Origin of the sequence: Chitinophaga sp. GbtcB8, from assembly GCF_019091455.1 — a bacterium.
GTDB lineage: Bacteria > Bacteroidota > Bacteroidia > Chitinophagales > Chitinophagaceae > Chitinophaga.
This window is the reverse complement of sequence record NZ_JAGXJN010000003.1, coordinates 211,813-228,609: the sequence shown is the minus strand read 5'-3', so window position 1 is coordinate 228,609 and position 16,797 is coordinate 211,813. Positions and strand designations below refer to the sequence as shown.

The following is a 16,797-nucleotide window of genomic DNA, read 5'->3' as shown; positions in this document are numbered from 1 at the left end:
AACGGGAAGCAGAGAGTAAGGGGTAAATAAATTAACGGGCGTTTATTCTGATCTTAAACTTTTCAGGGGATTTGCAACCGCTGTTCTAACAGCCTGGTAGCTGGTTGTAACGGTGGTGATAAAGATCGCAATAAAAGCTGCTGCTAAAAAAGCGCCAACACCTATATTGATACGGTAAGCATATTTTTGCAGCCAGTTTTGCAGAAAGAACCAGGCCAACGGCGATGCAATCAGGCAGCTGATAGCTACCAGTATCATAAAATCTTTAAGCAACAACATCCACAGCTGTAAAACGGAAGCTCCCAGCACTTTCCTGACGCCTATTTCCTTGGTGCGCTGCTCTGCCACATAAGCTGCTAATCCCACAAGACCCAGGCAGGAAATAAGAATGGAAAGGCTTGCAAATAAGCCGGCTAGTTTCCCTAAAAAAAGTTCAAGATTAAATTTACCGGCATATACTTCACTTACAAACCGGTAATTGTAGGGATACCCGGGGCTATACTTGTTAAATACCTGCTTAAGCTTCTCCACCACCAGCTCAGGATCTGCATCAGGCGTTAACCGGTACATAATAGTATTACCGACGCTCTGGGCGGGATTGTAAACAAACATGGTAGGTTCTACAGAGGCGAAAGGTGATTCCATCAATGCATCCTTCACCACGCCGGTTATTCTAAGCTTTACGGTATCATGCCAGGTTATGCTCTGGTCCAGCGGTTCCTTCAGGCGCAACCTTTTTACTGCGGCTTCATTCAGGATCACACTCAGGGAATCCGCGTCAACACTTCCTAAAAAGTCCCTCCCCTGCTTAAGCTGCATGCCCAATGTTTTAAAATAATCTGTGGCAATAGCAATAGTACCCATGCTGCCAAAGGTTTCATCTGCACGTTTACCCGGCCAGTAATCAATTTTGGAATGCGAATAAATATTGGTGGCCGGGCTGGATGCTTTGGTCACACTTTCCACAATGCCACTTTGCAGCAATTCATCTTTAAGCGCAACATAATTATGGCTCAGATCCTCATTGTCGTTTGTCATCATTAAGCGGCTGATGTTGTAACCTATGGGGCGGTTCTTTGCGTGCTGCATTTGCTGATAAACAATGATGGTGCTTATGATCAGCGCTACGGAGCAGGAGAATTGCAGTACGATCAGCACTTTTCTTGGGATGGTACCTCCTTTCCCTGTTTTTAAATTTCCTTTCAGCACTTTCACGGGTCTGAAAGAAGAGAGATAAAAGGCAGGACGGCAACCGGCTATAAAACCCGTGATCAGCACATAAGCTATCATTAAACACCAGAACGTACCGCTCAGGAACGGGATGCTTAACCTACGCCCGGTTAGTACGGCAAAACCAGGCAGCGCCAGCTGCACCAGCACTATTGAAATGATGAAAGCAAAAAAAGTGATCAGGATGGATTCTATTAAAAATTGCATCACCAGGTGGCTCTTCCGGGAACCCAGCGCTTTCCTGATCCCAACCTCCTTCGCCCTTTTTCCCGAACGGGCCGTGGAAAGGTTTATAAAATTTATACACGCAATCAACAATACCAATATGCCTATTATCCCAAACATCCGTATATAGTCAATAAACCCGCCTGCTTCTTTTCCGTTCTTATAATCAGAATACAGGTGCCAGTTCTTCATTGGCTGCATAATGATCTCTGTATTCACGCTGGGATCATTATTTTTTGCAATATTTTTCATTTTGTTCGCCACCTTTTCATAACTTGCTTTCTCCTGCAGCTGCGCAAACACCTGGAATGAGTTTTCCTTCCATCCCCCTCTCCTGGCGGCTTTCACCCAATCTGTTGTTTGTTCAAAAAAGCTGAAAGGGATCAGGTATTTAAACTGAAAGGTAGAATTAGCCGGTAAGTCCGCCAACACACCTGTAACCTTCAGGTCATAGATATTATCAACCCGTACTATTTTATCCAACGGATCTTCATTGCCAAACAAAGCGGCTGCGGTGGATGCAGTTAATACAATTGAATAGGGCTGCTGCAATACGGTGGCAGCATTCCCCTGCAGTAAGGGATACCGGAACATTTTTAAAAAGTCCGCTCCAACCTGCCCGCCATTCAGATAGAATTTGCGGTTACCTGCCATTAATCCATGCGGTCCCATCCAATCTGTTTCCGCTACATATTTAATTTCAGGAATACTCATGCGCAGGGCATCTGCCAATGCCAGGGAAGTAGAGCTGTAAGTGGTTATTTCCCCGTTGTTATCTGCATTCATCTTAACCTGGTACAGATCTTCATAACCAGGCAGGAACCTATCATAGGACTGTTCACTGTATACCCATAACCCGATCAGCAGGGCCACTGCCATGCCAATAGCCAGGCCCAGTATATTCAGGGTTGTATAAACCTTATCATTAACAATATTTCTCCAGGCTGTTTTAAAATAGCTTCTAAACATAACTGCTTATTTTATTCCTGTAAAGCGGGGGATGGGATAACACTATTAAGACACTTTATTTTCTGTATAAAGGTTTAAAGCCCCTGCATATAGGTAATAAAGTCATCTATCATGGCGCGGATAGACTCACTGGTGTACAGGCTGCTATCATATTCTGCGCTGATGGTCAATCCTTCTTCAGTGGTCACAAATCCAAGCTGCATATCAAATGGGGTTAACATGATACTGTTGGCCGGATCCGGTAATAATTTTATATCAAAACCGTTGGTCAGCTCACGGAACACCTGGTCACTTACATGATAATGAGCGGCATCATCATATTTCAGGTTCACTTTCCACACGGTAGTCCGAAGGTCTACACCCGGCGGCGTTAATTCCAGTAAATATCCAAGCAGGCTGGCTGCAGTATACCGGATCATTTCCAGGTTAGCCTGTTTTACTTTATACACCTGCGCTGCAAAATCGTCCTGCTCTTCAAAGGTGGTCCTTACTAATACAGCCCTGGAATAACTGCCTATCTGATCTTCCAGGCCGGCGTGATCCCGTCCATGAAGATCCGCTCCGATCACAATATCCAGCTGCCCGGTCTTATGATGAAGGTAACTTTTAAAAGCGGCCTGCAGTACTACAAAAAGGCTTGCTGAAAAACGGCCCGCATATATTTTTAACTGCTCATACAAAGGACGCTGAACCGGAAAATGAAGTTCATGAACAATGCGCTTTGAAAAGTCACCAGAGCGTTCCTTTTGCTCAGCCGGAATAATGAGATCGTCCGGGAGGGTAGTATAACGCTGCCGCCAGTAAGCATCATGCGATTGCCAGTTTGCCCTTTCATAGGCCAGTACAAAGGAAAGATACTCTTTGAACTGGTACCGTAAGGGGGGCAGCTGCGGCAGCTGTTGCTGATCATAAGCTTTATAAGCAGTGAACAGGTCCCTGGCCATTATTTCTATAGTCCAGGTATCTGAAATTACATGATGGATCCTTATAGACACGATATGTTTATCATGACTGATCTTTAACACGCGTACCAGGAACAAAGGCCCCTGTTCAAAATCAAACTGGTGATCCTTAAAATAGATAAAGTTTGCGGCAGCTTCATCCAGTATATCTTCCTGTACAGCTTCGCTATACTCAGGAAAATGAGAAAGGGCTGCCTGATCCAATATTTTCATCACACATTTCCCATCCAGGAAACGGAAAGTGGCACGCAGGCTTTCATGCCGCTCAATCAAAAACTGCACTGCTTTTTTAAAGGGCCCGATATTAAAGCCACCATTTATTTCCAGAATAAGCGACATTAATCCATGCCGTTTATCATGCTGCTTATATTCCTCATCATGATACATGTTCACCCAGTACTGCTGGCCGCCTGTAACTTCATAAAAGGTTTCATTGCCTGCTTCTATCCGGAAAGTATGGCCATTTATTTCAGCGGGCGAATTATGCTGCTGGTCCTGCTTCTTTAATTCATTGCACAGCGCCCTTATAGTTGTATATGTAAAGATGTTGTTGAGCGTTGTTTGCACACCAAATGCTTTATAGATCAATGAGATCATTCTTATTGCCTTTATCGAGTGCCCGCCCAGCGCAAAGAAATCGTCTGATACACCTACTTTTTCGCGATAAAATACTTCCTCCCATATCTCCGCCATCTTTTGCTCCATCTCATTTTCCGGGGATATGTAACCAGGTCCCTGCAACAATTCCGGTAATGGAGGCAACTGCTTTTTATCTATTTTACCACTGGCAGTAAGCGGCAGATCGTTCAAACTAACATAAACGGCCGGATGCATATATAAGGGCAGGCAGGAATGCAGATACATCCGTACTCCTTCCTCATCCGGCTGCCCCTCCCAGATAATATATGCTGCCAGCATATTGTCGCCGTTTACCTGGCGGGCCACTACCACCCCATCTTTGATGCCTTTATATTTTATTAAGGCGGCAGTTACTTCCTCCAATTCAATACGGTATCCCCGGATCTTTACCTGGTCATCATCACGGCCAAGGAATGCCAGGTTGCCATCCCATAACCAGCGGGCTATATCACCGGTATCGTATAAACGCCCTATTTCCGGGTGCTCAATAAACTTCTTTTCTGTAAGCGCCTGGTTATTCAAATAACCCCTTGCCAGCTGAATGCCGCCAATAAACAAACGCCCTTTGGCGCCCAGTGGCTGCAGTTTATTGTTATTATCTAGTATATATAAACCGGTATTTGCAACCGGCTTTCCTATTGGTACCTGGTTTAATGCCTGTGCATTTTCCGGCAGGCGCCAGTAGCTCACATCTATAGCCGCCTCTGTTGGCCCATACAGGTTGTACAGGGATGCATGCCCCATGCTTTCCTTAAATTTAAGCACGTGATTTACTTTCAGCGCTTCCCCGCTGCATATAACTCTTCTGAGCGATGAACAATCATCTTTTTCTACATCTGCCAGGAACACTTCCAGCATAGATGGTACAAAGTGAAGAGTGGTAATAGCTTCCCTTTCTATCACTTCTTTAAGGTAACGGTTGTCTCGGTTCCCACCCGGCACAGCCACTATTAACCGGGCCCCGGTGCATAAGGGCCATAAAAATTCCCATACCGATACATCAAAACAAAAAGTTGTTTTTTGCAGCACCCGGTCGTCTTCCTGTAACTGGAAATATTCCTGCATCCAGTAAAGACGGTTTACGATCGCAGCATGTTCGATCATTACTCCTTTTGGCCGGCCGGTAGAGCCGGATGTATAGATCACATAAGCCAGGTTGCGGGGATCAGGATCCATATCAATGTTTGCATCCGGCATAGACTGAATCATGCTCCGTTCAGCGATCATATTTAAAACCTCCACGCCGGCTATATTTTCTATGAAGGACGCAGCACCGTCTGTTATTACCAGCTTTGCACCGGTATCCTGTAAAATATAGCGAACACGTTCTTCAGGATAAAGCGGGTCAACCGGCACATAGGCCGCCCCTGCCTTGAGTATGGCAATAATAGCTATCACCATTTCCATAGACCTTTCCATGCATACCGGCACAAGCGTTTCTGTAGTTACGCCCTTCTGCATTAACAGCCTGGCTAACTGGCTGGCTACCTTATCCAGCGCTTTGTAGCTTAACCGTTCTTCTTTAAAAACAACGGCTACGGCATCGGGGGTACGCTTTGCCTGCTGTTCCAGTAAATGCTTAAGGGTTAAACCGGGAGTATAAACCCGGTGTGTATCATTAAACCCGTTCAATAACACATGCTGCTCCCTCTGGCCTAGATACTCCAGCTCCTGCAACGGCAGGTGCGGGTAAGTGATAACAGCGTGCAGCCATTGTTTGAAATGAGCTGCCATATTTTCAATACGCTGCGGAACAAACAATTCCTTATTATATACAATTGACAGCTGTAGCCCATCTTCTTTTTCCTGGAAATCATAGGTCAGATCAAACATGCTTACTTTACTGCTCAGCAATTCCTGCGATTCCAGCGTTGTGCTTGTATTGGCGTTATACTCATCTTCTTTTTTTTCATAAATGATCATCAGGTCAAACAACGGGTTCCTGCTGCGGTCCCCGGCTACATCCAGGTCTTCTATCAGCAGATCAAACGGATAGAGCTGGTGCTCCAATCCATCCAGCACTACCTGCTTCACGTGCCGGAGCAGCTCATAAAAAGTATTTTCACCGGAAAACCTGCTGCGGAACACGACTGTGTTCACATATAATCCTACCTGCCCATCCAGGTCCGCATGCGACCTGGCGCTGACCGGCGTACCTATCATAATATCCTGCTGGCCGGTATAGCGGAAAAAAATACCACTCAGCGCGGCTACCAATACTGCAAAAATGTTGGTGCCTGCTTCTAAACCCAGCGCAGTTAAACGGTTCTTTAATTCCTGGTCCAGCCAAACTTCTTTGCTGCTGCCCTCATACCGCCTGATTGCAGGCCTTGGGTAATCAGTAGTTAGATCCAGCACTGGCAGATCGCCCTCCATTTGCATATTCCAATAGGCGCGATGGCTGCCAGCGCCCTTTTCCTGCAATGTCTGGCGCTGCCATGCTGTGTAATGCCGGTACTGGACCGGCAGCGGCGCCTCTGCTGTGTGCTGCTGCGTGAGATTTTGCTCATACAACCATTGCAGCTCATTTAACAACAGCTTCATGGACCAGCCATCTGCAATAATATGATGCACATTGAAACAGAAGATATATTCCCTGTTACTGCAGTAAATCAGTTTAATGCGGAACAGGGGGCCTTTTTCCAGATCAAATACGTAACTGGCCTCTTCCTCTAAACAATCCTGCAACAAGGTTTGCTGCCGGGCCGCATCCTCAAGATGTATATACAAAACCGGGGAAGGCAATATTCCTTTGTTGCAGACCCGTTGTTTTATTTCCCCGTTCAGTGAAAAGAATACAGTACGCAGGCTTTCATGCCTGTCCATCAGCTGCTGTACGGCTTTTTCCAGCATCCGGGGTTCCGGGATCCCTTTAAACCCGGATATAGAGAGCGTATTATAGGCACTTTTCCCTTCTTCCAGCTGGTGTATGATCCATAACCGCCGCTGGGCATATGAAACATCGTAGTATTCCTGATCCTCTATGAGTGGAATATTACTGTGTTTCTTATAGGAATAACCTTTCAGCGCATTAATGATATCAACCTTTCTTTCCTTTATCTGCTCCAGTATACCTGATGACAGCTGCTGCCGTGCGCCGCTTATTTTCAGCTGTTCACCGGCCAGCTGCATATGAATATCAGCTGCATGCAGCTGTGCAATAAAGTCAAATATGTTATCAGATTGCACCGTTTTCATCTTTCAAAGCGTAAGTGTAAAGCGCGTGGGTGATCATTTCCAGGATCTCCCGGCCGTAATTGAAAATAAAGAAATGGCCTCCGGGCAGCTTGCGGAACGTTACTGTAGCAAAGGTCTCCAGCTGCCAGGGTTTTATTTTTTCGTCTGTTATACTTTCCTCACTGCCTGTTATAACGGTAAAGGGTATATCCAGCCGGGCAGGCTCCTCATAACGGAAACTTTCCACTGCCTGGAAATCTGCTCTTATAATGGGCAGGAACAGATCCAGCAGCTTATGGTCTTTCAGCACAATGTCCGGCATACCACCCATTTGCTGCAGGTCTGCAACCAGCTCCTCCTGTGACATCCGGTGCCGTACCTTCCTGCTGAACAGAATGGAAGGAGCGCCTTTCCCGGTCAGGAACAGGTGCAGCGGTGCATTCAGCTTTTCCTGAGTTATTCTTTTGGCCAGCAGGTAACATAAGAGGGCGCCCATGCTATGCCCGTATAAGGCGTATGGCTGGCTCAGGCGCGGCCTTATCTGCGCCATAATATCCTCTACCATAACATGCAGGTCTGTAAGCAGGGGTTCTGAATAGCGTATACCCCTGCCCGGTAGCTCCAGCGGTATAATGGTTAAGGCTTCCGGGGCCAGCTCCGTAAACCGGTAATAAGCGGTTTTACTACCGCCTGCAAAGGGAAGACAGAATAAATTGATACGCAGCATATACTTATTGTAAGGAAAGCGTACGGTCTGTTCTTTGATCTGACAGCACTTTACCGTAACCAAACTTTATAATACGATCGCAGCAATGGTAAAAATCATCATCGTGCGTAATGGCTACAATGGTTTTTCCTTCTGCTTTGAGATTGGATAATAGAATTTCATAGAAGTAGTGGCGGAAGGCAGGATCCTGCTCTGCGGCCCATTCATCCAGCATTATAAACGGGTTCTCTTCCAGCAGGGCATAGATCAGCGCCAGGCGTTTTTGCTGACCTTTTGATAAATGAATGTCCAGCATATTATGCTTGTCATCCATCCTTAAAATGCCATTAAGCTTTAATAAGGCTATCAGCCCTGCCAGCCGTTCGCCTTCAGGGTTCAGATCAAAACCATCATAATTTTCACCAAACAGGTAACCATTGGTATAAATGGCCGACATACGGTTGCGGTACACCGCCCTGTTATCCTCCGTTACCGGTATATTATTCAGGTAAATAGTGCCTTCTGATGGGCGGTACAAACCGGTGAGCAAATAGGCAAAAGTGGTTTTGCCACTGCCGTTACCTCCTGCTATAAATACGGTTTCATGTTCTTTTATTTCAAGGCTCAGAGGGCCCAGCACAAAGTTGCGCTGTTCCCGGGTATCAAAGTATTCAAACTTCACCTGTTCAAAACGGATACTCCGGAAAGGTCCAAAGTCGTCCGTTTGCGCTCCGGTAGTTTCCTGCGTAATGTGGGCCTTTACCTTAGCGTTAAACTCATCCAGCCTTTGCAGCGCTATCTTTACGTTCGTATAGGTGGGCACCAGGGTAATAAGCACCGCTACAGGCCCCATCAGGTACAGGATGGTGATAAGAAAGGCGGTTACATTTTCCTGGTCCAGGCTGAACATGCGGGGCAGCAGGAACATAATGGCGCCCAGGGTCAGGTACCAGCTGTAGTTGCCGGTAAGCTCATTATCCAGGTAACGGGTGCTGGCTTTAATACTAAGGGCTTTGCTTTCGTTAATGTTCTTTTCCAGGAAACCGGTGTGAATATTTTCATTACGGGTAAAACGCATTTTTGTTTCCCTGAATCCACCCAGCAGATCGCCCAGGTATTTCCAGAAATTGTTCTGCATATTCCTGATCAGGTTCAGCTGCTTTTCCACACTCCGGTTCCTGACCAGGTAGAATATCAGCAAACCCGTCATCATCAGCATGATCAATGCGGCACCGGTGACCGACATTAAAAACAGGTATACAAAACAACAGGCCACTGTTATCAGCGCATTCATCATGTTCATGAACACCTCCGGCAAATTGCTAAGCATATTAATATCGCCCATGGCCGTAAACACTTTTTCATTGCCCAGCTTCTCAAATTCCTGGTAGTTGGCATGCTTCAGCTTCCGCAGGATAGATATCTGCAGGTCTGAGCGTATATCCGTAGTAAGACTAACCATATAGGTGTGAAACACCTTACTTACGATCAATGATACAGTTACCAATGCCAGGAACAGCAACCAGTCATACCGGGGCAGGAAAGGCAATGGAGTGCGTGTGATGGTTTTATTGATGAACATCAGCAATCCTGTATTCAGCAAACCGTTGAAGATGCTCAATATTGCCAGGAACAGGTAAAATGATCTTGACCTGCCAAAAAGGATTTTCAGGAATTCCAATACAATAATTTGAGAGGATGAGTGAATAATTAAACGGCTCAGAGGATCACTTCTTCCACATCCGGAAGGCCTTTCCCCTCACTGAGGGTACTGATATTCTTCAGCAGCAGGGTGTTTTCTATTTCTGCGGCAAGTTTTTCCACCGTGGGGTTCCTGAAGATAGCAGCTACATTAATATCTGCGTGCAGCTCTTTCTGCAGCCTGAAAACCACCTGCACTGCTTTAAGCGAATGCCCGCCAAGATCAAAGAAATTATCCTTAATGCTTACCTGCTCTCTTCCTAATGTTTCTTCCCAGATGGCGCAGAATTTTTTCTGAAGGTCTGTAGACGGTGCTACATAAGCATTATGCGGGGTACTGATCCTGGTGGGGTCGGGCAACGCTGCCTTATCTATTTTACCATTAATAGTGAGCGGAAACCTATCCAGCATTATAAAATAGGCCGGGATCATGTAATCAGGCAGCCACTTTTCCAGGTGGGCTTTCAGCTGGTGCTGGGCAACAGGCTTCTTCATCACCAGGTAAGCGGCCAGGTAAGGTTCCTGTTGCGCATCTTTCCGGTCTGTTACATACGCTTCGCTTACATCCGGGTGTTTCAACAGCAGCTGTTCTATTTCTCCCAGCTCAATCCTGTGGGCCCTTATTTTTACCTGCCTGTCTTTACGGCCCAAACATACCAGCTCATTATTTTCCAGGCGGCGGCCCATATCACCTGTCCTGAAAACTTTTAATCCCTGCAGGGCAGGCACGGCTACAAATTTTTCTTCCGTTAGTTCCGGGCGGTTCAGGTAACCACGCCCCAGGCCCGCGCCGGCTATGCATATTTCACCGGCTACGCCTTCAGGCACCGGCCGTAATTTATCATCCAGCAAAAATATTCCGTTGTTCAGCAAAGGCTGCCCAATGGGCAATATTGCTTTTTCTTTCAGCTGCGCTATATCGGTTACTTTGTAACAGCAGTTATCTACCGCACATTCTGTTAAACCATATTCATTCAACAGCAGCGGCGGTTCCTGCGGACCGTATAATTCAAACAGGGACAGGACCAGCGGCTGCGGCAGCACTTCTCCGCCTATCAGCCAATAAAACACCGGCGTATCGCCACCCGGGAAACAACTCACTAACAGCTGTAAGAAAGAAGGCGTACCATCTGTGAGTGTTATCTGATGCCGGCTATAATACTCCCATAAACCGGTGCCCGACTTTTTAACATCATCCGGCACTATATACAGGCTGTGGCCATTTAACAGGGCCAGGAAAAGCTGTTTTCCAAAGGGATCAAATACTACCGGCGCAATGGCGGCCATCCGTAAAGGATGCTCAGTGCTCAACGCTAATAAATGATGGAGGCCATTAGTCAGGTTCACCAGTGAATGATGTTCTATGAGGCTGCCTTTGGGCTGCCCGGTGGTACCGGATGTATAGATACAGCAAGCCAGGTCTTTTGCCGTGACATTGCCGGCAATATCTTCAGTGCCGGTTTTCAGCATATCCAGCTCCAGGTCGGCCGCAAACACATTGCCCTCATAATCTTCCAGCTTCATTAAGTGATCTGATTGTGTAATGATCACTTTGGGAAGCGCATCGCGGAGTATGTATTGCAGGCGCTCTGCCGGATGCGCAGGATCCAGCGGCAGGTAAGCGGCACCGGCTTTTAAAACCGCCAGGATGCTCAGCACCGTATGGTCTGATTTATCCAGCAGGATAGCTACCTTATCATCAGCAGTGATGTTATAGGCTTCACGCAAATGTGCTGCCAGCTGGTTACTTTTTGCATGCAGCTCCTGGTAAGTCCAGCTGCGGCCTTCATACCACAATGCCTGTCTTTCGCCAAAAGCGGCGGCACTCTGCTGCCACCGGGCTACCAGCGTATCTTTTGCTGTGTGATCTGTCATTGCCAGTTTGGCCATGCGTGTGCCAGCCTGTAATTTTTCCAGCTCAGCGCTATCTGCCAGGGAAAGATCATCTATTACCTGCAATGGATCCTGCAGGCATGACAACAGCAGCTGCTGCAGGTGTATTCCCATGTTATTGGCAAAATGTGCAGTATACAGGGCACTGTTAAATACCAGCTTTAAAGTAATATCGTTATCCGATTCATAAAAGTCAAAGGTGAGGTCAAACCGGCTGATGTCTGTATCCAGCGGGTAATCATCCACTTCAATACCTTCCATAAGCAGCTCGTTACCCTGCCCGCCGACATGCTGATACACCGCCATAATATCAAACAGGGCGGAACGGCTGGCATCCCGTTCCAGGTTCAGCTCATCTATCAGCAGGTCCAGCGGAAAATCTTTATGTTTATTAGCATTGGCAACTACTTTCTTTACTTTTTCCAGCAGGCTTATAAAAGTATCTGCCGGTGATACGGATGTTCTGAGCGGCAGTGTATTTACATAAAAGCCTACCTGGTTTTCCAGGTCATAATGCCCTCTTTCCGTAACGGTAGCGCCTACCACTATTTCCTGCTGTGCAGCGTAGCGGTATAACAGGACGTTGAGCGCAGCAAACAGGGTCATGAATGTAGTGGCATCCTGCTGCTTACCTAATTCTCTAAGCTGTTGCTGTACGGTACTGTCAATGGTAAAAAACAGTGTTTCCCCGCGGAAGGTTTGCACAGAGGGCCGTGGCTTATCTGTAGGCAGGTTCAGCACCGGTATTTCACCGGCAAACTGCTGCAGCCAATACTGGCGGTGCTCCTGAAAAATTTCTTTTTTCGTTTGCTGCACCTGCCAGGCGGTATAATCTTTATACTGTATGTTCAGCGGCGGCATGGTCACCGGTTGCCCGTTATTACAGGCATTGTAAACATGCAGCAGCTCGCGGATAATTATCTCGCTCGACCATCCATCGGAAATGATATGGTGCAGCGTAAAGCTGAATATAAATTTGTCTGCTTCCAGCTGTATAAGCTGCGCCAGTATGATAGGTCCTTTAAAAAGATCAAAGCGTGTATCCACCACTTTTTCCACCAGCTGGCGGGCCAGCTCATAACGGTTTGTTTCCCTGCTGATGTCCTGGAACTTCATGCGAAAACCTGAGGCGCCGGGGTCCAGCACTTTTTGCCGGGGTGTGCCATCTATGGTCAGCAGCACGGTGCGCAGGCTTTCATGTCGCCGGATCAGTGTATCAAATGCCGTTTCCAGCGCAATAATGTTCAAATGCCCGTTCAGCACATAGGTAGTGGGAATGTTGTACACATTGCCTTCTACCAGGAAGTTCAGGATCCATAATCGTTTCTGTGCAAAAGAAACATTATAGTGTTCCTGCTCCTCCAGGGGCTGGATCTGTTCAAACACTACTTCCTGCAGCTGCTCATCCTGCGGTAACAGGGTATCAATATAAGCTGCCAGATCTTTCACGGTATAATAGTCGAAGAACAGCTCAAACTCAATAGTTATGCCCAGCTCCTTTTCAATCCTGTTCACGATCTGAATGCCAATGAGCGAATGTCCGCCCACTTCAAAAAAATCGTCTGTGATGCTGATGCTGTCTGACTTTAATACCTCCTGCCATATGTTCAGCATTTTGCTTTCTGTTGGCGTCAGCTGATCCGGTTTTGCAGGTACGGCCTGTAAGGGTTGTGTTGTTTTACCTGTAAGGAAGTAGGGATTAATAAATGCGCCGGGATCAAAAGGCACTATTGCTACGTTAGCGCTGTTAAGCTGCAGGGTGTAATAAAATGCGGCTATACCATCTTTTACTTTTACCGGCTGCAGGCCCAGTACAGGCATTTCCTGAAGGACCGGCTCATCGCGCCCGGTATCCCAGCCTGGCCAGTTAATGGCCCGGTAAAAGGTGCTGCCTGCGGCTGAGCGGTATAACGCATAGGCATCTTCAAAAGCGTTGGCAACGGTATACGCTGTGCTGTATTTTTTAGGCACCAGCGCATTCAGTGAGGAGCATAATACAAAGAACTGCGGTTCCAGCTCCTGCAGCTGCTCATCCAGCAGAACAGTGCCCTGCACCTTTGCGGCCAGGGCCTGCCTGAAACTGTTTTGTGTAAGCTGATCAAAAGGAATATTTTCTATTGCCAGTCCGGCAGCATGCAATACACCATCCACCTGCTGATACCTGTTTTTAATGTTATTGATCACAGTTTGCAAAGTGGCGGCATCACTGATATCCACGGCCTGATACTCTACCCTGGCGTCCAGCTTTTCCAGCGCTGTTAAGGCCTTTATTCTTTCCTGTATGGCCCGGTCCTCATTGCCGCCGGCCAGTATATTCTTCCAAAGCCGTTTATGCGGCAGCGTTGTTCTGCCCAGCACAATAAAATTGCTCCGTTTCTGGCGCGCTATGGACAAGCTAAGGGCCAGGCCTATGCCTGTGGCGCCACCAGTTACCAGGTAAGTACCATTCTCCGGGAACCATTCTATTTCTTCATAAGCCGGCAGCAGTGTTTCTGCGCGGCCCAGCTGCGCCACATAACGTTTATTATTGCGGTAGGCGCTGTAACCAATGCCGGTGGCCGTTTGCAGCTCCTGCAAAATAACAGGCAGGTACTGCGTTGCTGTACTGTCCAGATCTATGCTGCGGATATTCAGCCAGGGATGCTCTGCCTGTATGCCTTTCAACAGGGCGGTATACATGGCCTGGAAAGGGTTAGCGGGATCAGCAGGCATGACCTGGCAGGCATTTACGGTGGTTAACAGCACGCTGCATCCTTTATCTGAGAACAGGTGGCTGGCTGTTCTCAGCACATTGAACAGCGTATATACACCATTCATAGCCTGTTCCATTTGTGCGGATAAGGGTCCGTTTATATTATCTGCACCTGATAAACAGATAATACCATTCAGCTGCCCGGCATTTTGCAGCACCTGGGTTATGGCGCTTTCACTTGTTGCGGCGGTAAGCTCCAGGAAATGGATATTATTCTGCTGTGCCGTAAGCTGCTGTTTAAGCTCCAGCGCCAGCGGATGGCCGGCGGGTGCAGCCAGCAGCAGGTTGCGGCCCGTAAGGGTTTGCTGGTCCGGCAGCAATGCCTCTTCTACCCACTGAAAATTATAACACCAATCCTTCACTTTATCAAAACGGTGATCTTCTCCCAGCCAGCAGCGTTCCCGGTCAAAGCGGTAAGCCGGCAGCTCTGTTCTGCTGCTGCCGGCAAAGGGCCATAAGGCGGCCATATTAACCGGTACCTGCAGCTGGAATAAAGTGGCCAGGCAGGTAAGGATATTATCTTTATGCCCGGTGGCCAGGGGCACCACTTTAAATTGTGCGTCTGCAGGCGGCATCTTGTTTATCTGCCGGGAAATATCGCCAACAGGGCCCATTTCCATGAACGCTACCCGTTCTGTTTTAAAACGGTTCAGCAGCGTGGCAGTACGCTTTTCCAGCTCCTGGTCCTGGCCCGGCGTATATCGCAATACGGCCTGCACGGCTTCCTCCAGCGGCATGGCAGCGGTAATGGCGGCTATGACTATTTTACCTACATCGCTCCCTACCATGGTGGTGATATGAACACCGGCATGCGCCAGCAATTTATACAGGCTATACTGGAAAACAAACTGCTGAAAGTGTGGATCACCGGCCTGCTCCCCGGCCAAAGCTGCACATTGCTGATAAAATTCAGCAAATACAGGATGTACAGCATATGCCTGCGCCAGCTCAGGATAAGCTTCAGACCAATCTGAGAACAGGCATACCTGTTTGGGATAATCTTCTGGAGAAGAAGGCAGCAGCGCTGCATCAGAAAGGGATTGGAGGGATAACTCCAGCTCTTTAGCAGTACCGCCCCATACTACAAGACGGTATTTATGATGCTTTCTGCCCACTGCCAGCGTATAACTTACATCTTCAGGTGAAAGCGAGGGCTGTTCTCCCAGGTGCTGCAACAGCGCCTGCATATTTTCTTTCAGGGAAACCTGCGTTTGGGCTGATAACAGTAAAGGGTATACGTCTTTTGGAGCAGGCCTGTTACTGTCATCGCGTGCAGGCGCTTCCGTTACCACCACATGGCAGTTGGTGCCGGTTAACCCAAAGGAGCTTACCCCTGCTATGCGCCGGCTGCAGCCGTCCGGCAAGGCCCAGGGACGTAAGGTATCATTAATATATACCGGTGAATTTGCAAAATCTATAAAGGGGTTGGGCTCATTAAAATGCAGGGTAGGAAAGAGCTGCTGCTGTTTCAATGACAGCACTGCCTTTACAAGTCCGGCCAGCCCGGCTACACAGTCCGTATGTCCTATATTGGATTTAACGGCAGATACGGCGCAAAAATGTTTGTTGTCCGTAAACCTGGCAAAGGCCTGGCCCATACCTTCTATTTCAATCGGGTCGCCCAGCTTTGTGCCGGTGCCATGCGCTTCAATATAAGTGACCTCACGTGGATCAATCCCTGCTTTTTCCCATGCTTCCACAATCACTTCTGCCTGGGCCGTACTGCTGGGCGCTGTAAGGCTGCCGGATAAATTGGCATCCTGGTTCACTGCTGCGCCTTTTATTACGGCATGAATAATATCACGGTCTGCCAGTGCGGCTTCCAAAGGTTTCAGTAATAAACATACGGCACCTTCACCAGCGCTGGTGCCATCTGCCCGGGCCGAAAAGGTACGGGCTTTACCACCCGGCGATATGATGCCCAGGTGATCGATGCTGCTTTTCTTACGGGGAAACAGGTTAATGCTTACGCCGCCTACCAGCGCGGTATCACATTCACCCGCAGCCAGGTCATTGCAGGCCTGGTGCAGGGCCACCAGGGAAGAGGAGCAGGTAGTATCCACCATCACTGCTTTTTGGCGCAGGTTAAAGAACCGGGCTACACGGCCGGCCATAATGCTGCTCATGTTACCGGTGTACAGGGTAGGTTCTATTTCACGAGCCAGCTCATAATACTGCAGCATGGTATCGCCTATATACACCCCGGTGCGGGTGTTATTAAAGTGCTCATAGTTATAACCGGCATTTTCAAATGCTTCATATGCTATTTCCATCAGGATCCTTTGCTCCGGCGACATATTGCGCGCCTCTGAGCGCGAAATGCCAAAAAAGGCAGGATCAAAAAGATCAATATCCTCCAGGTAGCCCAGCAGCTGGTATGCTTCTCTCATGGAAAGGTTCGTGTTCTTTTTACGCCTGGCAGATATTTCCCTGACGCTATCGCGCCCGCCTGCGAGGTTTTCCTGAAACTCCCGGAGTGTAGCGGCTTCCGGCATCCTGATGCCTATGCCTATAATTGCGATATCCATGGTGTTAATATTTAA

The 16,797-nt window shown here is 47.8% G+C and carries 5 protein-coding genes; all 5 read right to left on the bottom strand.

What is annotated here, in order from left to right; translation table 11 throughout:
• Positions 1 to 42: 42 nt before the first annotated feature.
• Complete coding sequence (locus KVT36_RS06165; protein WP_217602626.1) at positions 43 to 2,424, bottom strand: ABC transporter permease; 2,382 nt, start codon at positions 2,422 to 2,424, stop codon at positions 43 to 45.
• A gap of 74 nt (positions 2,425 to 2,498) precedes the next feature.
• Positions 2,499 to 7,223: a non-ribosomal peptide synthetase gene (locus KVT36_RS06160; RefSeq protein WP_217602625.1), complete on the bottom strand. Its 4,725-nt coding sequence runs from the start codon at positions 7,221 to 7,223 to the stop codon at positions 2,499 to 2,501.
• Positions 7,204 to 7,929: a thioesterase II family protein gene (locus tag KVT36_RS06155; protein ID WP_217602624.1), complete on the bottom strand. Its 726-nt coding sequence runs from the start codon at positions 7,927 to 7,929 to the stop codon at positions 7,204 to 7,206. Before KVT36_RS06155 ends, KVT36_RS06160 begins: the two co-directional genes overlap by 20 nt.
• A gap of 4 nt (positions 7,930 to 7,933) precedes the next feature.
• On the bottom strand, positions 7,934 to 9,589 hold the full coding sequence (locus KVT36_RS06150; protein WP_217602623.1) for a cyclic peptide export ABC transporter: 1,656 nt from the start codon (positions 9,587 to 9,589) through the stop codon (positions 7,934 to 7,936).
• A 38-nt stretch (positions 9,590 to 9,627) separates the two neighbouring features.
• The gene (locus tag KVT36_RS06145) at positions 9,628 to 16,782 is read right to left on the bottom strand and encodes a non-ribosomal peptide synthetase (protein WP_217602622.1); all 7,155 of its coding nucleotides are present in this window, start codon (positions 16,780 to 16,782) and stop codon (positions 9,628 to 9,630) included.
• Positions 16,783 to 16,797 lie beyond the last annotated feature (15 nt).